Source organism: Apibacter mensalis (genome assembly GCF_001418685.1).
Lineage (GTDB): Bacteria > Bacteroidota > Bacteroidia > Flavobacteriales > Weeksellaceae > Apibacter > Apibacter mensalis.
The window spans coordinates 158,467-180,349 of the sequence record NZ_LIVM01000004.1; the positions used below are offsets into that span (position 1 = coordinate 158,467).

The 21,883-nt window shown below is 30.5% G+C and carries 20 protein-coding genes; 6 read left to right on the plus strand and 14 right to left on the minus strand.

The window, feature by feature from the left end:
- Positions 1–2,250, plus strand: a 2,250-nt coding sequence (locus ASC36_RS04125) for an outer membrane beta-barrel family protein (RefSeq protein WP_221400561.1), incomplete at its 5' end; no start/stop codon positions are given.
- Between the two features lie 64 nt (positions 2,251–2,314).
- On the opposite strand, the gene ASC36_RS04130 is transcribed toward ASC36_RS04125, so the two are convergent.
- The gene (locus ASC36_RS04130) at positions 2,315–2,548 is read right to left on the minus strand and encodes a hypothetical protein (protein WP_055425226.1); all 234 of its coding nucleotides are present in this window, start codon (positions 2,546–2,548) and stop codon (positions 2,315–2,317) included.
- Positions 2,549–2,663: 115 nt separating this feature from the next.
- On the opposite strand from ASC36_RS04130, the gene ASC36_RS04135 reads away from it, so the two are divergent.
- Both ASC36_RS04135 and ASC36_RS04140 read left to right on the plus strand, forming a co-directional pair.
- Complete coding sequence (locus tag ASC36_RS04135; protein ID WP_055425227.1) at positions 2,664–3,965, plus strand: radical SAM/SPASM domain-containing protein; 1,302 nt, start codon at positions 2,664–2,666, stop codon at positions 3,963–3,965.
- A complete protein-coding gene (locus ASC36_RS04140) occupies positions 3,940–6,165 on the plus strand; it encodes a peptidase domain-containing ABC transporter (protein ID WP_055425228.1) in 2,226 nt (741 codons plus the stop codon). Before ASC36_RS04135 ends, ASC36_RS04140 begins: the two co-directional genes overlap by 26 nt.
- A 12-nt stretch (positions 6,166–6,177) precedes the next feature.
- Here the strand turns inward: ASC36_RS04140 and ASC36_RS04145 are convergent, their stop codons facing one another.
- The 10 genes from ASC36_RS04145 to ASC36_RS04190 form a co-directional block, all read right to left on the minus strand.
- A complete protein-coding gene (locus tag ASC36_RS04145) occupies positions 6,178–6,735 on the minus strand; it encodes a hypothetical protein (RefSeq protein ID WP_245630736.1) in 558 nt (185 codons plus the stop codon).
- A 6-nt stretch (positions 6,736–6,741) separates the two neighbouring features.
- Entirely contained in the window at positions 6,742–8,406 is a 1,665-nt protein-coding gene (gene menD / locus ASC36_RS04150; RefSeq protein ID WP_055425229.1) for a 2-succinyl-5-enolpyruvyl-6-hydroxy-3-cyclohexene-1-carboxylic-acid synthase, read from the minus strand.
- A gap of 80 nt (positions 8,407–8,486) precedes the next feature.
- A complete protein-coding gene (gene fabG / locus ASC36_RS04155; protein WP_055425230.1) occupies positions 8,487–9,233 on the minus strand; it encodes a 3-oxoacyl-[acyl-carrier-protein] reductase in 747 nt (248 codons plus the stop codon).
- Between the two features lie 374 nt (positions 9,234–9,607).
- Complete coding sequence (locus tag ASC36_RS04160) at positions 9,608–10,210, minus strand: cytidylate kinase-like family protein (protein WP_055425231.1); 603 nt, start codon at positions 10,208–10,210, stop codon at positions 9,608–9,610.
- Positions 10,207–11,568, minus strand: a complete 1,362-nt coding sequence (locus ASC36_RS04165; RefSeq protein ID WP_055425232.1) for an MATE family efflux transporter — start codon at positions 11,566–11,568, stop codon at positions 10,207–10,209. Before ASC36_RS04165 ends, ASC36_RS04160 begins: the two co-directional genes overlap by 4 nt.
- 135 nt (positions 11,569–11,703) lie before the next feature.
- Entirely contained in the window at positions 11,704–11,937 is a 234-nt protein-coding gene (locus ASC36_RS04170; protein WP_055425233.1) for a YtxH domain-containing protein, read from the minus strand.
- 21 nt (positions 11,938–11,958) lie between these two features.
- On the minus strand, positions 11,959–12,210 hold the full coding sequence (locus ASC36_RS04175) for a GlsB/YeaQ/YmgE family stress response membrane protein (RefSeq protein WP_245630737.1): 252 nt from the start codon (positions 12,208–12,210) through the stop codon (positions 11,959–11,961).
- A gap of 374 nt (positions 12,211–12,584) precedes the next feature.
- Complete coding sequence (locus ASC36_RS04180; protein ID WP_055425234.1) at positions 12,585–13,847, minus strand: cation:proton antiporter; 1,263 nt, start codon at positions 13,845–13,847, stop codon at positions 12,585–12,587.
- A 200-nt stretch (positions 13,848–14,047) separates the two neighbouring features.
- A complete protein-coding gene (locus tag ASC36_RS04185) occupies positions 14,048–15,001 on the minus strand; it encodes an aldo/keto reductase (protein ID WP_055425235.1) in 954 nt (317 codons plus the stop codon).
- A 62-nt stretch (positions 15,002–15,063) separates the two neighbouring features.
- A complete protein-coding gene (locus tag ASC36_RS04190) occupies positions 15,064–16,314 on the minus strand; it encodes a CinA family nicotinamide mononucleotide deamidase-related protein (RefSeq protein ID WP_055425236.1) in 1,251 nt (416 codons plus the stop codon).
- Positions 16,315–16,611: 297 nt separating this feature from the next.
- On the opposite strand from ASC36_RS04190, the gene ASC36_RS04195 reads away from it, so the two are divergent.
- Together ASC36_RS04195 and ASC36_RS04200 are read left to right on the plus strand one after the other, a co-directional pair.
- Complete coding sequence (locus tag ASC36_RS04195; protein WP_055425237.1) at positions 16,612–17,277, plus strand: HAD family hydrolase; 666 nt, start codon at positions 16,612–16,614, stop codon at positions 17,275–17,277.
- A 30-nt stretch (positions 17,278–17,307) separates the two neighbouring features.
- The gene (locus tag ASC36_RS04200) at positions 17,308–17,763 is read left to right on the plus strand and encodes a DinB family protein (protein ID WP_055425238.1); all 456 of its coding nucleotides are present in this window, start codon (positions 17,308–17,310) and stop codon (positions 17,761–17,763) included.
- A 118-nt stretch (positions 17,764–17,881) separates the two neighbouring features.
- Here ASC36_RS04200 and ASC36_RS04205 read toward each other — a convergent pair whose 3' ends face one another.
- Positions 17,882–18,808, minus strand: coding sequence for a manganese-dependent inorganic pyrophosphatase (locus ASC36_RS04205; RefSeq protein ID WP_055425239.1), 927 nt, complete (start codon positions 18,806–18,808; stop codon positions 17,882–17,884).
- Positions 18,809–19,008: 200 nt separating this feature from the next.
- Between ASC36_RS04205 and ffh the strand changes: the two genes are divergently transcribed.
- The gene (ffh, locus tag ASC36_RS04210) at positions 19,009–20,355 is read left to right on the plus strand and encodes a signal recognition particle protein (RefSeq protein ID WP_055425240.1); all 1,347 of its coding nucleotides are present in this window, start codon (positions 19,009–19,011) and stop codon (positions 20,353–20,355) included.
- 261 nt (positions 20,356–20,616) lie between these two features.
- Here the strand turns inward: ffh and ASC36_RS04215 are convergent, their stop codons facing one another.
- Positions 20,617–21,228, minus strand: coding sequence for a thiamine diphosphokinase (locus ASC36_RS04215; RefSeq protein ID WP_055425241.1), 612 nt, complete (start codon positions 21,226–21,228; stop codon positions 20,617–20,619).
- Positions 21,221–21,787 (minus strand): cob(I)yrinic acid a,c-diamide adenosyltransferase, encoded by a 567-nt coding sequence (locus tag ASC36_RS04220; RefSeq protein ID WP_055425242.1) that lies wholly within the window; start codon positions 21,785–21,787, stop codon positions 21,221–21,223. The genes ASC36_RS04215 and ASC36_RS04220 overlap by 8 nt, the downstream gene beginning before the upstream one ends.
- Positions 21,788–21,883: the final 96 nt, after the last annotated feature.

Sequence of the window (21,883 nt, forward strand, 5' to 3'; positions counted from 1 at the left end):
CAAGATTCTATCTTGAACAGTACCGTTTTAGAAGAAGACGGTTTTTTTGCTTTCAGTCATTTATCACCGGGAAATTATACGATAGAAGTAAAGCACTGGGGAAAAATAGTATATGCAAAAAATTGGGACCTGAAAGAAGATATAGACCTGGGCGAGATAAAAGTAGCAGTAGAAAAAGAAATACAGCAAGTAACCGTAACAGGGAATAAAAAATTAATAGAGCGCAAAGTAGACCGGATGGTTTTTAATGTGGAAAATTCAGTATTTTCATCAGGGGGAGATGTATTGGATCTTTTAAAAGTAACACCTAGAGTAAAAGTAGTTAACGATCAAATAGAACTTATAGGAAAAAGTAGTTTAAAAGTCATGGTAAACGACAGGCTCATACCTCTATCAGGAGATGATTTGGTTAATTATTTAAAATCTATTTCCTCAGCAGATGTTAAAAATATAGAAGTAATAACCACCCCACCGGCACAATATGAAGCGGAGGGTAATTCGGGATTAATAAATATACAGTTGAAAAAGGCTAAAAAAGATTCTTGGTCTTCCACTATTAGAACTTCCTACCAACAAGGTTTTTACGGATATGGAAGAGCAGGTGGAAACTTTAACTATAATAAGAAAAAATTAACTTTAGGAGTGTCTGCAAATTACGGTAACGGACTTTCACAAGGAATAGAAAAAAGGAAGGTCTTTTATCCTTCGCAATTATGGAATGAAAAAGATGTAGGTAAATACTATGAAAATTCAGTAAACTCCAGATTCGTTGTTGATTATCAGTTAACCCCCAAGTGGAATACAGGAATTCAGTATTTGATAAATTATTCAAATCCTCATTCCAATAGCAATGACCAAACAAGATTGTGTGCCTATGGAAAAAAGTTAGATTCTTTACTTCAAACACATAATCACCAGGAATCAATAAGCAGATTGAATTCAGTAAATGGGTATTCCCATTTTGCTATAGATAGTCTTGGGCGGAAATTAAAAGTAAACTTCGATTATTTCAATTATAATAAGGAAAATGAAATTAATTACTTCACCAATACCTATGACGATACAATGAAAAGGATTTACAGCTATTTTCCTGTTGAAAATAGAGGAACGTTGGAAATAAATAATTATAGCGGAAAGGTGGATATGGAGTATCCCATGAAGAATATAAAATTAGAATATGGAACCAAAGTATCATTTACAAAAACAGAAAGTGGATTAAAAAATTCCAGACTAAAAAACGGAAATTCAGAAAGTACAAATAAAGATAATTTTAACTACACGGAAAACACGCAAGCAGTTTATATATCGGTAAATAAAGAACTAAAGAAATGGGACTTTAAGGCAGGTTTGCGAATGGAGAATACCCAAACCTGTGGAAATTCTAAAATTACTCATCAGAAGAATAAAAATAATTATGTAAAACTATTTCCTACTTTCTATGCTCTTTACAAAGCAAATGATAATAATTCATATTCTTTGAGTTATTCTAGAAGAATTGAAAGACCTGATTATAATTCCGTGAATCCTTTTAGGTATTATTCCAATCCCTATTCATATTCAGAAGGTAATCCATTTTTAAAACCAATACTTTCTCACAATATAGAATTTTCTTATGACTATAAAGGTATGTTGCAAAGTACTTTTTATTATTTAATAATAAAAGATTCGTATTCTTTATTAACAAGAATAGATGAAAACAATTATATACAATATACAAAAAGTGAGAATTATTTTAATACAAGTGCTTATGCAATTTATGAACGATTTTCTTATAATAAGCTAAAATGGTTGCAAGCTTCTGTAGGTGCTATTGGACAATATCTTTATACAAAATCACAAGCATATCCTGTTACGCCTAAATCACAAGAAGGATTTTATGTTCAGTTTGAAACGACCAATGCATTTGTTTTTGATGAACAACAAAACTACTCCTCAGGCTTTACTTATTATTATTCAACTCCCAGCAAAAGTGGAGACATAGGAAATGGTAAAGAAAAGAATCAGTTAGACCTATTTTTTAAAGCTCAAGTATTCAATAAAAAAATGCAGATATCCTTAAACATTAATAATATTTTAAAAGACTATGATTATAGAGTTATAAAAATTAGGAATGGAATAAAATCTTATAATAGAGGCTATTATGACTCCCGATATATACGCCTGTCATTGAGTTATAAATTAGGAAGTTCAACGATTAAAACTAAAAATATAGAAGAAAGTAATGCAGAAGAGAAGAATAGAATCCATTAAAAATACCAATTTCAATTGTTGTCCATAGATGAGTCATGACATAAAAAGGTTACTCTAAAAAAATTTAAAATAATTTATCATGAAAAAAACAAAAAAAATTAGATGTTATTAAATTTGAAGTATTAAAAACATCAGGAAAGGTTATGAAAGGAGGGTTTTCAGATTCTTTTTCCACTAGATCATTGGGTGGAAGTGAAGGCTTTAACATTGTATGTAATGTTAATTGTAAAGGAGGGAAATGTAGTGAAAATTCTTTACAATCAAATTTTGAATGATTTCTTAAAAAATTCTCTGCCATTGGCAGAGAATTTATTTATTATTAATAAGTGTATAAAAATAATAAACTTTTAACATAAACTGAATCTAAACAATTAATAGGTGGATTGAATTCTGTTTTAAATTAAATACATCCTATGAAATATAGTTTTTATAATACTTTTATTCCTTACAGAGATAAATTTGCTTTATATAATACTTTTGAGCAGAAAGTAATATTCATAGAAGAGGGATTAAAAGATCTATTAAATAATAAGAGTTGTGATGAGATTAAAATAATTCACCCTGAGTTTTTTAATTATTTATTTGATAATAATTTTATTTTAAATAGTAAAGAAGACGAATTAGAGAAGGTAAAAAAACTTTCAAAAAAAATAGATGGAGATTTAACAACATTTATGTTGATTGTCAATCCAACTATGAATTGTAACTTTAAATGCTGGTATTGCTATGAATCTCACATTAAGAGTTCAAGAATGAAAGAGTCTGAGATTAATAAAATTAAATTATTGATAGACAAGATAACATTTGAAAAAGAATTGATTAATTTCAATTTGTATTTTTTTGGAGGAGAACCTCTATTGTATTTTGATAAAATTGTAGTATCTTTAATAGATTATTGCTCAGAGTTATGTGAAAAGAGAAATAAAAATCTACACATAAGTTTCACTACAAATGGATTTTTAATTAATAAAAGTTTTATTAATTATTTTAAAAGCAGAAATAAAACTTGTCATTTACAGATTACTTTTGACGGTTATGGAGAGGAGCATGATAAAGTAAGATATGTAAATAAGACTAAAGGTTCTTATTATCAAATCGTTGATAATATTAAACTTCTAATAAATAATCAATTTAGAGTTACGGCAAGAGTGAATTATACAGATGAAAATATTGCTGATACCGGAAAAATAGCTGATGATTTTAAAGATGTGAATCCAGAAATAATTGAAAAATATCTAAGATTCGATTTTCATAGAGTTTGGCAGAATGATAATGGCAAAGAAATTTCAAAAATATTAGCTTATGAATTGCAATCTATGAAAGAAAAGGGTATAAAAACAGCTTGTATTAGAACAGTAAATAATGTATTAGATTCTTGCTATGCTGACAAAAGAAATAGTGTTGTAGTTAATTTCAATGGAGACATTTTTAAATGTACAGCGCGTGATTTTTCATCAAACAATCGTGTTGGATACTTATCTAATAATGGAGAGTTGATATGGAAAGATAATCATTTAGAAGAAAGAATGAATTCTAAGTTTAGAAATGCACCATGTTTAAAATGTGAGTTACTTCCAATCTGTAACGGAGGATGTTCCCAGCATGCGATAGAACATCTAAAAAAAAATGAAGAATATTGTATTTATGGTGGTAAAGAAGAAAAAGACAAAGTTCTATTAGCAAAAATTGATGAAATTGTTGAAAATATTCAATAAAAGTAAGGTTATATTTTATCATCAACTTGAAAGTACAGATTGCGGAGCGGCATGTTTGGCTATGATAATGAGTTATTATGGCAATAGAAGCTCACTTTCCTCTGTTAAAGCATTATTTGAATTTACAAGATTAGGAATATCTGTGCAAGATATATTGGACGTTTCTGAGAAAGTAGGGTTGTATTCAGTAGCGCTAAAACTCACTCTTACAGAATTGGAAGAAATTCCTTTACCTTGTATTTTGTATTGGAAACAAAGCCATTTTGTTGTAATCAAGAAGATTGGAAAGAAAAATAAACAGACTTTCTATCATATACTTGATCCAGGTTATGGTAAAATAATTTTAGAACAAGAGGTTTTTGAAACAGAATGGAAAGGAAATAGTGAGAAAGGTGTTGCTATATACCTGGAACCAACAGAAAATTTTGCAATAGGAAAAAAGAAAGACAAAGAAGAGAAAGGATTAATAAATTCAAATATATTTAAGTTTTCAATATCATTTATCAAAAAAAATAAAAGTAAATATATTATATCTTTCATTTTGATAGTATTGGGCTTAGTCACTAACTGGTTTATTCCATTTACGTTTCAAAAAATTATAGATATTGGAATTTTATCTAAGTCTATAAGCGTTGTTTATTATCTTTTGTTAGCACAATTTATTTTATTTATTTCAAATTTTTTATCAGATTTTATAAATCAATTAATTTTAACCAAGAGCAACTTTTTATTAACCATAAATTTAAAAAGAGCTTTATTAAATAAACTTTTAAAATTACCATTAAATTTTTTTGATACAAAAATCAATACAGAAATTTTACAACGATTGAACGATCAGAATACTATTCAAAATTTTATAACATGGAAAGGTATTAATCTTATTTTAATTCTGTTTAATATACTAGTATTTGGCGGTATTTTATTTTATTTCAATAGATTTATTTTTTTTGTTTATCTAGTTTTATCTATATTATCTATACTATGGGTACTTATTTTCCTAAAAAGAAGGAGGATAAATGAGTATGCAATTTTCTTAAAACAAACAGAAAATTCTAATAATATATATGAATTTATAATGAATATGCCTGAAATAAAAATCAATGGAGCACAAAATAATATAATAAATAAAATATTATATATTCAGGATAAATCGAATAAATTGGAATTAAGGTCATTATTTTTAAATACTTATCAATTGGTAGGTATGAATATTTTTTCTAAATTAAAGGAAATAATTGCAATAGGATACTGTGCTATATTGATCATTGAAGGAAAAATGACTTTAGGGGTTTTATTAAGCATATCCTATATTATAGGTCAATTGACAGGTCCTATACAAAACATAATTTCTTTTATAAGAGATGTTCAGGATGTTAACATTGCTAATAAAAGAATAGAATTATTATATGATACACCTAATGAAGATGATACAAATAAAATTGAAATAAAAAATTATAATATAAAAAATATCAATGTAAATAGTGTTTCATTTAAATATCCCGGAAGTTATAATCCTTTTATTTTAGAAAATGTATCTTTTAATATTCCTAAAAACTCTGTAACGGCTATTGTTGGAGCTAGTGGAAGCGGAAAAACAACTCTTTTAAAATTACTATTGTCTTATTATCCTGTAAAACAAGGAGGAATATATTTAGACGATTATTCTATTAATGAAATAAATGCAGAAGACTGGAGAGATAAATGCGGAACAGTTTTACAAAATGGAAATATTTTCAGTGATACTATAGCAAGTAATATTTCCATGTCTATGGAAGATTGTAATATTGATCAACTTAGGGAATCTGCGAAAATTGCAGGTATACAAGATTTTATAGAACAACTGCCCATGCATTATTTTACACGTATTGGAAATTCAGGTATAGAACTTTCCGGAGGACAAAAACAAAGAATATTAATAGCCAGGGCCGTCTATAAGAATCCCAACTATTTATTCTTTGATGAAGCAACTTCTGCCCTGGATTCTGAAAATGAAAAGATCATTCATGACAATTTACAGGAATTTTTTAAGGGGAGGACCGTGGTTATTATTGCCCATCGGTTATCAACGGTTAAAAATGCAGATCAGATTATAGTGCTAAAAAACGGGCAAATTGCTGAAGTAGGAAATCATAACCAGTTGGTTAAAGCTAAGTCCGAATATTATAATCTGGTAAAAAATCAACTGGAATTAGGTGCCTAATCCAATCAGAAGTTACTGTAAGCTTTCCAAAAACTCAATAACAGGAGTAAAAGAAATATCTTCGATGATTTTTAAAAAATCAATTTCTTGCGGATGAGGTAAAAAATCTGAAATGATGCGAATAATAAAATCCTGAGGTCTTTTTAAACACATAAAAGTATAATCCTCCATATTAATTAGTGTTCCGATCGGAAGGTTAGAAGTAGTTACAAATTTATCCGATGTTAATGAGCTGAGCGAAGGAAATTTAGTTTTTGAAGATGTTAATTTTAGCTTACCATTTTCAAATATTTCACCGGAATATCCATATAAAGAAGAAGCAACCACCTCCACCAAACTACCCTTTTTTAATTCGTTGGGCATGGTTTTTTCAACACCGATAATAGCGGTAAACCCAACCAGAATATCCAGGTCAGATTTTGGTTTATTGATGAGAGCCTTAGCTACATTTTCCCGTCCTATTCCGGATATTCTTACTTCGTAAGAATGTTGAAGAGATGAAAACTCATTGAAAGCATTCGTGATTTTTTCCTGTTCTTCTCTCATGGGGGTTATTACCGTAATTTTCATTGTTTTTTATTGATTTAAAAAATTAAAATATGCACGTAAAATATTCGAATTAGGTTGCCCTTTGGTATTTATTTCTAATAATTTGGGTTTATCGGTTAGGGAGAAAAAAGAATCTATATTTTGGATCAATCCTTCCTGATTATGTACTTCGTTGTATTCGAAATTATATTCCTTTGCTAACAATCGTGCTGTACGGTTGTGCCGGGTTACAAAATACTCATCTAAAGAATTTGAAGTATCAGGACCGGGAATAATTTTAAAAATATCCCCACCTCCGTTGTTTACAAGAATAATTCGGAAATTCGTTGGAATATATTTATTCCACAAAGCATTGGAATCATAAAAAAAACCCATATCGCCCGTAATTAATACAGTAGGAGCCGGATCGGCAACGGCAAAACCCACGGCCGTAGAAGTAGCCCCATCAATACCACTTGCTCCTCGGTTACAAAAAATATTATTTTTTGAATTAAAATTAAATAACTGCGCATAGCGAATCATTGAACTGTTAGATACTTGGAGATTATAAAAGTCGGGTATTTTATCATTTAAGGTATTCATAACCCATAAATCAGAATAGGGGACATTTTTAATAAATTCATCATGTCTGTTTTTCTTTTCACTTTTTAATTTCCTCCAAAGTAAAGAATAATCGGATTCGGTTTGAGGTAACTTCACCAGTTTATGGAGAAAATCCGCAGGATAATCAATGATTTTTTCGGTTAAAGCAAAGAAGGTATCCGGATGCCAATATTCATCCAAATGCCAATGAGCCTTTAAGTTAGAATTACGTAAAAATACCTTAATTTTCTTAGAGACTATATTTTGACCGAGAGTCAGAAGAAGGTCAGGTTTGTATTCCTCCATTTTTTCTTCACCAAAAGGAAATACATAACGGTCGATAGTAGGATAAAATTTCGTAGAATTAAGATTGGATGTTATTTCGGTAAGAATAACTGTATCTTCGCGGTCTGCAAGTTTCTCAAGTAAGTTTTTAAGTTGAGCATCCGGTTGTTGCATACCTACCAAAATCATTTTTTTAGCATATTGGTTCCATAGCGGAAGTAAAGCGTCATATGTTTCTGAAGGATAATTCTTTTCCGGAAGAGTGAGTTTTTCAAAACTAATTTCTAATTTATCTGACTGTTCATATAAAGGTTCTGAAAATGGAATATTAATATGTACCGGTCCGGATTTTAAGATACAGGTGTTTAGAGCTTTTTTCAAATCCAGGAAATTTTGGGTAATCGATTCATCATTTTCCGATTCGGATAATTGATACGATCCATAAATATGATTACGATATATATCTTTTTGCCTGATGGTTTGTCCGTCAAAAATATCTACGTAATTTTCAGGTCGATCTGCTGTGAGTACTACAATAGGGACGTTTTGATAAAAAGCTTCTATAATTGCTGGATAGTAATTAGCAGAGGCTGTACCGCTGGTGCAGCAAATAGCTACCGGTTTTTTCTTAGATTGAGCCATTCCTAAAGCAAAAAATGCGGCAGAACGTTCATCTACAATACTATAGCAGGTATATTCTTTATGATTGGTAAAGTGAATGGTTAAGGGGGCATTTCTTGAACCTGGAGAAATTATGATGTCGGTAATTCCGTATCGGTATAATACTTCTCCTACTAGTTGTACTGATAATTTATTGCTATACATATTTTACTAAGTTAACAAAAGAAAAAGAGATTAAAAAAAATTTAATCTCTTATTTATAAGGGCTTTATCTATTTTTTTGTTTAGTAAGTAAGCATTCCGCCATTGACATTGAGTACATGTCCGGTAACGTAACTCGATAAATCGCTCGCAAGATATAAACAAGCATTAGCAATATCTTCGGGAGTACCACCTCTTTTTAAAGGAATATTATCTCTCCATCCTTGAACGGTTTTATCATCCAAAGCCTGAGTCATTTCTGTTTCTATAAATCCGGGAGCCACCACATTGCATCGAATGTTTCTTGAGCCTAACTCTAAAGCAACAGATTTTGAGAATCCTATAATTCCGGCTTTAGAGGCAGCATAATTTCCTTGTCCGGCATTGCCTTTAACCCCGACAACTGAGCTCATATTGATAATAGACCCACTTTTTTGTTTCATCATAGGCTTGGTTGCTGCCTTAGTAAGATTGAACACGGAATCTAAATTGACTCTCAGCACTTCATCCCAATCTTCTTTACTCATTCTTAAAAGAAGGTTATCTTTAGTAATTCCGGCATTATTAACTACGATATCAATTGGTCCGAATTCTTTCAGAACTTCATCAATCAGTTTTTGTGCTTCTTCATAATCGGAAGAATCAGATTGATAACTTTTTATTTTAACTAATGGAGAAAGTTCCTTTACTAATTCTTCTGCTTTCGCAGTTGAAGATGCATAGGTAAAAGCAATATTGGCTCCATGCCTTGCGAATACTTGTGCAATACCTTTTCCTATTCCTCTGGTTGCTCCGGTAATAATTGCGGTTTTTCCTTCAAGCAATTTCATATAGTTTCTTATTTTTTGTCAAATATAATACTTTTGTAATTAGAAAGATAATTTGACAAATTATTCTATAAGATATTTTGATTTTTTCTAATTCATAGATGGAATTATTTCCGCACTCTTATAGTCGATAAGATTAAAGCTTTCTTAAAGGATCTTATTTTAAATTTGTTATTAACTTTTCTGCATCTTAAAAAAGAGAGATAATAAATTTCCCAAGTCTTGAATTTTTTGCTTCTAATAATATAAAATAGCCCGGAGCGTATTGTTTCTCTAAAAATTGAATGTGCTCGGATCGATGTTTTTCAATAAATTTAACGGGAACCATATAGTTTAATAACAGTATAAACATGATAATTCACTATATGTTTCATTAATTAAAGGTTGAATTTTTGTTCAATAAAAATTTTAATAAGATCTACACTCTTATCGATTCCCAATATAGAAGAATTGATACAAAGATGATAGGAATTGGCCTGTCCCCAACTTTTTTTATTAAAGAAATTATAGTATTCTTTTCTTCTTTTATCTATCATATGGTTTAAATCTTCAGCTTCTTTTAAAGAGATATTTTTTCTTTCAGCAGTTCTTTTAATTCTGTCTTCTTTAGTAGCTGTGATAAATATATCTAATCGTCTTGGGTATTCGCGAAGTATATAATCGGCACATCTACCTACAAAAAGGACAGAATCCTTATCGGCTAATTCTTGAATGATGCTGCTTTGTATTTCAAATAAAGTTTCGCTGCCTAAATAATTTTTGGAGAATTGCATTCCAGCAAAATTATCAAAAAAACTAAAACTGTTTTTTTCATCCATCTGTTCAAAAAATTCTTCATTTAATCCGCTTTTTTTCGATGCGAGATTAATAATTTCTTTATCAAAATAAGATATGTTCAATAAGTTGGCTAGTTTTTTTCCAATTTCTCGACCTCCACTTCCCATTTGTCGGCCAATGGTAACAATATATTTTTCTGTCATGGTTTGTTTAGGTTTTGTTTATTAAATTCTTTAAATTGGTTAGAAAGCATAAGTATAGCTAAGATGGTAGAAAAAAAATCTGCGATTGGCATACTTATCCATATTCCGGTAATTCCCAAAAAATTAGGAAGAATTAATAAAAATGGAATTAAAAAAATTACTTGCCTTGTCAACGATAAAATAATTGCTTTCTTAGCCATATTGATACTTTGAAAGAAAGTAGATATGACTATTTGAAGGCTAACAATAGGATAACAAATAAAGACAATTCGTAACCCAACAGAAGCTATATTAATTAGTTCCTCATCATTAGTGAAAATGGATGCCACTACATGGGGTATTAATTCTACAATAAAAAATCCGATGGACATAACAATAGTAGCACCTGTAATAGTCTTTTTTAATACTTCTTTTACCCGATGGTATAATTTAGCTCCAAAATTATATCCGGCTATCGGTTGCATTCCCTGATTTAATCCTAGAACAATCATAACAAACAGAAAAGCAATGCGATTTACAATTCCATAGGCTCCTATAGCTAAGTCGCCTCCGTATTTTAAAAGTCCTTGATTAATTAAAATAATAATGACTGATGAAGCGGCATTCATTAAAAATGGAGACATGCCTATAGCTAAAGAATCTTTTATAATGTATTTATTTAGTTTAAAAATTCCTTTTTGTATATGGATAAAATTATTTTTATTGCTAAACAAATAAATTTGCCATGTTAAAACAATGATTTGTGAAATAACAGTAGCAAAAGCACTGCCTTTTATTCCCCAACCCAACCCAAAAATAAACAAGGGATTTAAAATTAAATTTATAATTACCGTAAATATTGTGGCATACATAGATTGTTTAGGTTTTCCTGATGACCTTAGCATAGCGTTTAAACCGAGATAGGTATGGGTAATTACATTTCCCAGTAGAATGATAACCATAAAATCATGAGCATAGGGAAGCGTTTTTTTACTGGCACCAAAGAAATACAATATAGGGTCTAAAAAAAGTAGGGTTATGACGGTAAAGGATATTCCAATGAAAAGATTTACAATAAATACGTTTCCCAATATACTGTTGGCAGTGTTATAATCCTTTTGTCCTAAACGAACAGATAATAATGTAGAAGCCCCCACGCCCATAAGGGAACCAAAGGCAGCAGCCAGATTCATGAGCGGGAATGTGATTGCTAATCCTGAAATAGCGAGTGGACCAACACCATGCCCTATAAATATGCTATCAGTTATATTATATAGAGAAGAAGCCATCATTGCTATAATTGCAGGAATAGCGTATTGTTTTAAAAGTTTACCAATATTTTCTGTTCCCAATTCAATAGGAGTATCTGTTAATTTCATGCGTGTTTATGTCAAATTTCAGTTATTAAATATGATTAATAAAAAACTACTATTATATTTAATTATTATTTTATTTTAAAAAATAAAAAAATAACAGCTGAATAGCTGTTATTTTCTTATTTGTTTTTTCGATGACTAACTATCTTTTAAAAAATCTACCCCTTTCTCACCTATTTTTTGTGCCCGGTATTTAATATCTTCTGCCTCGTTTTTACCGGTATTTACAACGTCATTAAATTTTTTCTTGGTTTTTGATTTAAGTTGACATAGTTCATCAGACATTTGATCGAAAAATCCTTTTTCTTGCATTTTTCTTGCAAAGTATCCTACGGCTGCACCTAGAACTGTACCTATAACTATTTTTCTCATAACATATTAATTTTTTGAGTTTTATTTTTTTTTAAATAGTGAAATAACCCATAGGAGAACTACAGCACCAATTACAGACATTAATAACATTCCAAATTTACCTCCGCTGGAAAAGCCCAATAAACTATAGATCCATCCACCCAGTATACTTCCCACAAGTCCAATAAGCAAATTAATCAACATTCCAAATCCGCTGCCTCGCATGATTCTACCAGCAATAAAACCGGCTATAATTCCTATAATTATAGACCATAAAATACCCATTCCTTCCATTAATATAAATTTTTTAGAGTTAAATAATAATTTTTTTTAGATTTAAATTCTATTCCGGTTAATGAAGGAAGTGTAATAATCTTGTAGTTCTTTATTTTTTAAACAATAAATATGCCATTAAATTAGCTTTTTTAAAGTAACATGGATGTATGTGAGTTAATATACCTCGATTTTGATTGGGTACACAAGATAGTATTAAAAATGTAGAGTAAAAATGTTCTAATAAATTGGAATCATATCTATCTATTGCTTAAAAGATAAGTTCGGATGTTTAAAAATAGTATCTGCATTTTTATCAACAACGCAGATACTACCTGTATTTTTATATTATAGTTTGTAAAATCATTAGTAGTAATTACTGCTTAAGAACTATTTTATTGAATATCTTTCGCTACTTTTCCGACAGTCAACCCTTGAACTAAAATGGAGAAAACAACTACAACATAAGTAACGGCTATAATAGTTTCTTTATAATCACTTTCGGGAACTGAAAGAGCCAAAGCTATGGAAACCCCTCCACGTAATCCTCCCCATACTAGTACTGCTATGGTTCCTTTACTGAATTTTTCTTTAAATGGAATAATTATCGTTGGTATCTTTATAGATATAAATCTGGCGAATAAGACGATTATAATGCATATAATACCTAAAAGCCAATAATGTATTAGATCATCAATAAGCAATAGTTGGAATCCCATAAAGAGGAATAAAATAGCATTCATCACCTCATCAATTAATTCCCAGAAAGTACTCACACTGCTATTTTTATTAGTTCCTAATTTTCTTCTGGATTCTCCAATAATTAATCCTGCACCAACCATCGCAAGTGGAGCAGAGGTATGCAGAGAACTTGCTATAAGATATCCCCCCATAACTACGGCTAAAGTTATAAGAACCGCAACCTTGTAATCGTGTGAGGTTCTTATGGCATAAGCGGCAAGATATCCAAGTGCAGCACCTAATAACAATCCGCCTACTGCTTCTCTAAGAAACAAATCAAAGATATGAGCAAATGATAAATCCATACGTCCGGTTGCAACAACTACAGGATTATAAGCAAGATTAGCTAACACGGCAAATAATACTACCGCTACCCCATCATTAAGTAGGGATTCTCCGGCAATTTTTGTTTCTAAAGATTTAGAAACATTGGCTTGTTTTAATATACTCAATACAGCAATTGGATCAGTAGGAGAAATTAATGCTCCAAAAAGTAAACAATATATTAATGGTATTTCAGTATGTACATTTATAAGCGGGAGAAGATAATTCGAAGTATAATAAAGCCCTGCACCCACAACGATAGCAGATATAATAACGCCCAACGTGGAAAATATTATTACAGGGAGCCTTTGCTCCTTCAGATCCGACATATTAATGTGTATTGCTCCGGCAAAAAGCAGGAAATTTAACATACATCCCATCAATATTTCGGTAAAATCAAATTCTTTAATTAAAGAAGCAATATCATTTAACGGTTTAGATGTCAAACTACCTAAAAGAACTAAAATAATTGACATAATTAATGCAATGATCATAATCCCAATGGTGGAGGGAAATTTTAAAAATCTGACATTAATATATGAAAAAATAGCAGCTAAAATAATAAGGATTGAAAATGAGTAGTATAATTCCATGAAATTAAATAAAATTTTTGCAAAGATAAGAAATAAAATTAGAGAAAAAATAAAATCAAATTTTAAAACCTACTTAAAAGACAGAAAAATTTTATATTTATATTACAAAACAGATAATATTGTTTAATTTGTCTCATAAAAGAAAAAAAGTATTCAATTCATTGAATACTTTTTTTTATATTAAACTAAGCGTTTATTATTTATGGGATGACTCTACTGGCAGTATCCAGGTCATTCATATCATCTTCAGATAAATTTAAGTCCACTGATTTTAATATATCCAGCTGTCCTAGTTTAGAAGCACTCGCAATAGGAGTGGTAATACTAGGTCTTTGAATAATCCAGGCAATGGCAACCTGAGCAGGGGTAGCTGTATTTCTTGCTGCAACCTCCTCTAAAGTTTTGATAATGCGTATCCCCCTTTCATTTAAATATTTCTTTAATCCATCACCTCTTTTACTTTTATTTAAATCCAATTCGGAATGGTATTTTCCGGTTAAAAATCCACTTGCTAAAGAATAGTAAGTCATTACTCCTAAATTGTATTTTTCAGCAATTGGCTCGTAATCCTTCTCATACGATTCCCGATCATAAAGATTATATTCCGGTTGTAAAACTGTATAAGAGGGGAGGTTATTAGTCTTACTTATCTCCAGAGATTTTATTATTCTTTCAGGGGACATGTTGGAAACTCCTATATAACGTATTTTACCTGCCTTTATCAGTTGTTGATATGCTTCCAAAACTTCTTCAATGGGTGTATTGGGGTCATCAAAATGAGTAAAATACAAGTCTATATAATCTGTTTGTAGGCGTTTTAATGATTCCTCAACTTCTAAAAGGATATATGATTTTTTTAAGCCTTTATGTGTGCTGTTAATTTCAGCACCCACCTTAGTAGCAATAACAAGTTTATCCCTATTTCTTTTTTGATGGATCCATTTTCCGATGATAGTCTCTGATTCTCCGCCTTTATTTCCCGGAACCCATGCAGAATATACATCTGCTGTATCAATAAAATTAAAACCTAATTCTGTATATTGATCTAATAATTCAAAAGAAGTGTCTTCATTGGCAGTCCAACCAAATACATTGCCTCCAAAGGCGAATGGATAGACTTCAAGATCTGTTGAACCTAATTTTCTTTTTTTCATAATCTTATGATTGGTTATCTATTCATGAAATCTAAAATTATACCAAATAAATACTTCAAATTTTATTTGTTTTTAATCAATTCAAAATAAATTAATTCTAAAGCTTTATTGGTAATCCAAGTTATCATTTCATCTCGCGTCAAATAAGGATAATTGTATTTTTTTACATAAGTTATACCTTTAAAATATAACCCGATATAAGCCAACCCCACGGAGTCATCAAATTCATCCGAACCGGGACCGGCTACGCCTGTAGTAGACAAAGCTATGTCTGAGTTGAATAATTTTGCACAATTAATAGCCATTTTTTTGGCTACTTCTTCACTTACAACTTTATGGGTATTAATGAAAGATTCAGGAATTTTTAAAATATTTTCTTTAATTTGAGTACAATAGGCAGTTATGCCACCTTTGTAGTAGACTGAACTTCCGGCTAATGAAGTAATTTTACGTGATATATTTCCCCCCGTGATGCTTTCAGCTATGGACAAAGTGAGCTGATTTTTTGAAAAAAAATCGGCAATGATTTCTACAATATTGGTAGTAGTTGTTGATATAAGTTTTTTATCAAGAATGAAAGATAATTTTTTTATTTCATGAGCTATCTCTTCTTCCAAGATTGTTTTATTAAAACCTTTTGCGCTCAATCTAAGTTCAATTCTCGCTCCAGAAGGTAAGTAAGACAAAGAGATATAATCTGGTAAGTTGTTTTCCCAATCCGTTAAAGTTATAGCTAATTCACTTTCGGGATAATCTACCACAATGACAGAACGCCTTATAATATGGGGTAGATTAAATTCTTTTTTTATTTTCGGAATTATAAATTCCTTAAACATAGCTTGAGTTTCGTAGGGAACACCGGGTAGATTAATTAAAATTTTATTTGATTTTTTTGTCCATAGTATTGGAGCAGTACCATATCTGTTAATAATTACTTCTGAACTGGAGGGTACCCAAGCCTGTTTTCGTGTCAAATCATTCATGGTGCGTCCATTAGTGCAATACAACCGGGTGATAAAATCTAACGCTTGTTGATTAAGAACTAATTGGTCAGATAAGAATTCTGCTAAGGTTTGTTTAGTTTTATCATCTTGGGTTGGTCCCAGTCCGCCGGTAGTTATTATAAAATCATTGTCGGAGGAAAAGGATTCTTTTAATTTGTTAACTATTGAAGTGGGGTTATCGGAGATTGTTGAAATTTGAGTAACCGAAACTCCAATCAGGTCAAGTTGTTTAGCTATGAAATTCGAATTGGTATCCAGGGTTCTGCCGGAAAGAATTTCATCACCAATGACAATAATACATGCATTCATGAATTAAATTTTAAATATCAAATTTAGATAATTATAATGGATTTTTGCACTAATTTCATGAATAAAAAATTAAAAAAAAATGAAATATCAGGAATTGGGTAAAATTTAACGATTAATTTATATAAAGTGTTTTTTATTATAAAATTAGAAAGTAAATAACACCTGTACATTAGAAATAATATTTATTAAATTTGAAATTTTAATTTTACAATTTTTTCAATTCTTAGACTGTAATTGCTAATAACTAAAAATAATGAAGAGCAAAATATACACTGCAATCGTAGATAAAATAAACTTATGATAAACACAGTTATCTTTGATATGGATGGGGTAATAGTTAACACCGAACCCATTCATGAATTATCATTTAAAAAGCATTTTAATGAAATTGGATTGAATATATCTCAGGAAGAGTACGATACATTTAGAGGGTTATCTACGCGTAACCTATATCAAAATTTGAAACAAAAATATGGATTGAAACAGAAGGTTGAGGAACTTGTTCTGCAAAAAAGAAGTATTTTTAATAAAATCTTTCAAGAAGATAAGGAGTTGGATTTGTTGCCCGGTGTCAGAAATCTAATCGAAAGCTTATATAAAGATAACTTTCAGTTAATATTAGCTACTTCATCAGCTCGAGTAACATTAACTAAAATTTTTGATCGTTTTGGATTATTTCCTTACTTTAAGCATATAGTAAGTGGGGAAGATTTCCCAAATTCTAAGCCCGATCCAACTATTTTTTTAGAAGCTGTAAAATTATCGGGACAACCCAAAGAAAATTGTATTGTTATTGAAGATTCAACTCAAGGAGTTATTGCTGCTAATAGAGCCGGTATATTTTGTATTGGATATAGGAGTAAAGCTTCTGGAGATCAAGATTTATCAACTGCCAATAAAATAATAAGTGATTTTTCAATTTTAAATTCTGATACAATTAATACTGTTTGTTTAGTTAAATAACTTTAATACTTTTGTTAAAATTCTTTTGAGGTGAAAAAACAATTTGAAATTTTAAAAAAATATCGTAAATCTTTAGTAGATGAGATTGATGATTTGAATATAGAACAATTACAAATGATTCCTAAAGGATTTAAAAATAATATTTTTTGGAATGTTGCCCATGTTTTAGTTTCCCAACAAATCCTTCATTATAAAATGTCAGGATTAAATCCACTTATAACCCATGATTGGATTGAAAACTATCAAAAGGGTACCCTGCCCAGGTTCGTAATTACTGAAGATGAAATTAACTACTTAAAAGGCAAGCTTATTACCACGGCAGATCGACTGGAAGAGGATTTTAATGAAAAAAAATTTGAATCTTACACAGAAATTGAAACGAAAATGGGTATTTTGATTTCTTCTATTGAAGATGCTATAAATTTTAATATTAGTCATGAAGCATTACATTACGGAATAGTAATAAGTATGAAGAAAATGGTGTAAAATTTTCATTAGTAATATTTTAACAAATAGCATCGGTTATAAATTTGAAATAAAAAGCCAAGTATATGCAGACGTCCTGCATGTGCTCGGCTTTTATATACAAATGATTATATAGTTTTTAGGACAAAGCTTCGGTTATTTGGGGAATGATTTGTTTTTTACGGGAAACTACTCCTTTAAGGAACGCTTCTCCATTATCTAGCTGTACTCCAAAAGCTTTTTCTGCAGTCTGAGAAGCATTTCCCTTTGCTAAAATTTTTGAATCACTATCCAACACATTGGTTACCACAAGTAAAAACAAGTCATATCCTTCTTGGTTAATTTGATTGGATATAGCAGTCTCTATACTATTTTTCTTAAGAAAAACGTCATCATAATCAATAGTATTTACTTGAGCAACACGTATTTTTTTTCCATTAACTTCAAATGATTTGGCATCCAAAGAAATCAATTCTTCAGCAGATTTATTGGAAAGATTGGTTCCGGCTTTAAGAAGATCCAATCCGTATTTTTCAACTTCAATTCCTGCAATTTTTGCTAATTCATAAGCTGCATTTATATCATCTTGTGTGCAAGTAGGAGATTTAAATAACAAAGTATCGGAAATTATTCCGGATAACATAAGGCCTGCTATAGCAGGAGGAATTTCTATCGAATTTTCCTTATAAATTTTTAAAATAATCGTTTGGGTACATCCAACGGGTTCCGCGCGATAATATAAAGGAAAAGAAGTATGAAAATTAGCAATACGATGGTGGTCTATCACAGCTAAAATAGTCAATTCCTCAATATCTGAAACGGATTGTTGAAATTCATTATGATCTACCAATATAATTTCATTCGTTTCATCCGAAGCACTGGATATGACTCTAGGGGCATGTATTTTAAAATAATCCAGAGCAAATTGAGTTTCCTCATTGGGTGTGCCTAAAGCAACTGCCTCCGTATTTTTACCTAAGGTATTTTGCAAATAAGAAAAGGAAATGGCAGAAGTAATGGTATCCGTATCAGGATTTTGGTGCCCTGTAATTAAAATTTTATTCATGATAGCTAAAAATTTGATAGTTTTTTAATCATGCATGTAAACACGATATCGTTTTCTATATAGTTTAATATAGAAGCAAATATACATTTTAAAACCTTTTTTACAAAGAAAGGCTCATTCTAATTACTGAAATACACATTTTTAATTTACGTAAAACTTTCCTATTTTTGCAATTACTATAAATAGTATAATTACCGGATATGTTTCAGAATTTACAAGATAAATTAGATAAAGCCTTACATAACATCAGCGGGAGAGGAAAGATTACGGAAATTAATGTTGCAGAAACCGTAAAAGAGATCAGAAGAGCTTTAGTAGATGCTGACGTTAGCTATAAAGTGGCTAAAGATTTGACTAAAAAGATTCAAGAGAAAGCCTTGGGTCAGAACGTGCTTACCTCAGTTACGCCGGGTCAGTTAATGGTTAAGATCGTACATGATGAATTGGCAGATCTGATGGGAGGGGATAATGTAGGCGTAAATTTATCCGGAAATCCCTCAATTGTATTAATTGCTGGATTACAAGGATCCGGTAAAACCACTTTTTCGGGTAAATTAGCTAATTATCTTAAAACTAAAAAACAAAAAAAAGTTCTGTTAGTTGCCTGTGATGTATATCGTCCGGCTGCGATCGATCAGTTAAAAGTGTTAGGAGATCAGATAGGAGTGGAAGTATACACTGAATTTGAAAATAAAAATCCTGTTGAGATTTCCAGCCATGCCATAGAATATGCTAAGCAAAATAAGTTTAATGTAGTTATAATCGATACGGCAGGGCGTTTAGCGATTGATGAAAATATGATGAATGAAATAAGAAACATCCATCAAAAGGTTATACCAAATGAAACTCTGTTTGTAGTTGATTCCATGACCGGACAAGATGCGGTAAATACAGCTAAGGCTTTTAATGATGTGTTGAATTATGATGGAGTTGTATTGACAAAACTCGATGGAGATACTCGTGGAGGAGCTGCTCTAACAATACGAACAGTCGTTGAAAAACCCATCAAATTTATTTCTACCGGTGAAAAAATGGAAGCTCTCGACGTTTTCTATCCCTCACGAATGGCAGATCGTATCTTAGGTATGGGGGATGTAGTATCATTGGTAGAAAGAGCTCAGGAGCAATTTGATGAAGAAGAAGCGCGAAAGCTTCAGAAAAAAATAGCAAAAAATCAATTTGGATTCGATGATTTCCTTAATCAAATAAAGCAGATTAAAAGAATGGGAAATATGAAAGATTTGCTTGGAATGATTCCGGGTGCCGGAAAAGCATTAAAAGATATAAATATAGACGATGATGCTTTCAAGCACATTGAAGCATTAATTTATTCCATGACTCCTGAAGAAAGAAGAAACCCGGCTATCATAACTACATCCAGAAAGAACAGAATAGCTAAGGGAAGCGGTCGAACCATACAAGATATTAATCAGCTATTGAAGCAATTTGAACAGATGAGTAAAATGATGAAGATGATGCAAACTCCTCAAGGGAGAATGATGATGCAGGCAATGGCAAAACAAATGTCGGGAGGAAAACCTTTTTAATTTGATTTGATAAAATATAAATAGATATCCAATCTATTTAGGATTTGTTATTGAAAATTAAGATCATGGAATGACTATCTTGTTCCTTATTGAATTTTCAACTTAAATTTTAAGAAGGTCGGTAATATATTTTCATACCCAGTTAATGTTGAAGGATCTTTGCTATTGGCGTTCAATTATATACATGTTTTTTATTCATTAAATTAGTTTAAATAAAAGCTAATAAAGTGGCAAGTATTCATTTGAAATAAATTAAGAAGATTATCGACTAATATAAATCAATAGTTCTCCCTTATCATAGCAAACACTCACCTCATTATGGGTAGCTACATTACGTGTACCTAATCTTTGTGGAAAAATAAGTTTTTCATTAGATAATGGATATTGTAAACCTTTCGTACGAATGTTTTTAGCCTCAAAAAAAGGAATCAAAGAAACGATTTTACCTTTAACATCTTTAATTTTAGTTATTTTATCTGAAAAAAAGAATTTTGAGTAATCATCATAGAATGTAATGAGAAGCTTATTTTTAAAGAAAAGAGCTGTAGATAAGTTACCGATAAAATGATCACTTTCCCTTCCGCTTCCTCCGTATACATCTACTTTCTTTATACCTTTTTCCAGTAAAAGTTCCAATGCCTTGTGAAAATCCGTTTTATTTTGATCCGGTGTTTCAATAATTGGGATTGATGAGGGGATAGTTGATAAAGGTACACTATCCAAATCTCCTGAAATATAATCAACAGTAAAAGGTGATTTTTTTACATATCTGCTGTATGCTCCATCAGTACAGGTGATTATTGAATACGATTTAATATTTTTCGGAAGTATATTGGGTTTCTTTCCGTTTAAAAAAAGTAGTGCTTTATTCATTTGGACTCCAAAGTTCTTCAGGTTCGTTTGCTAAATATCCAAAATATCTTGCAAGAACAAATAAATAATCAGATAAACGATTTAAATATTTCTGTAAAATAGGTCGTATATCTTCAATCTCGCATAACGAAACTATACTTCTTTCCGCCCTTCGGCATATTGTTCGTGCTATATGCGAAGTAGAAGTAATTACGTTTCCTGTCGGTATAATAAAATTTTTTTGAGGAGGAAGCTTTTCACTCATTTCGTCCATCCATTTTTCAAATAAAACTATTTTTTGGTCGGAAATTAAACAAGAAAATTTCATTTTTCCCTTAGAAAAAAACATCTGATCGGAAGGAGAGGCTAATTCAGCACCTAAATTAAACAAAGAATTTTGTATCCTTTGCAATTGGTCATCAATTTCTTTATAAGAATTATGGCTTCTGATCAATCCAATATATGAATTTAGCTCATCTACTTCTCCATAGGTTTGCACACGAATATTGTTTTTAGATACACGCTTTCCGCCATATAAACTTGTAGTTCCGTCATCTCCGGTTTTCGTATATATTTTCATAAAAATGTCATTTTTATTGATTTTATGTAAAAAGTTTATAAATAAATTTTTTCACAATTATCATTTTTTACTTTAGATTAAATAAAATAGAAATAA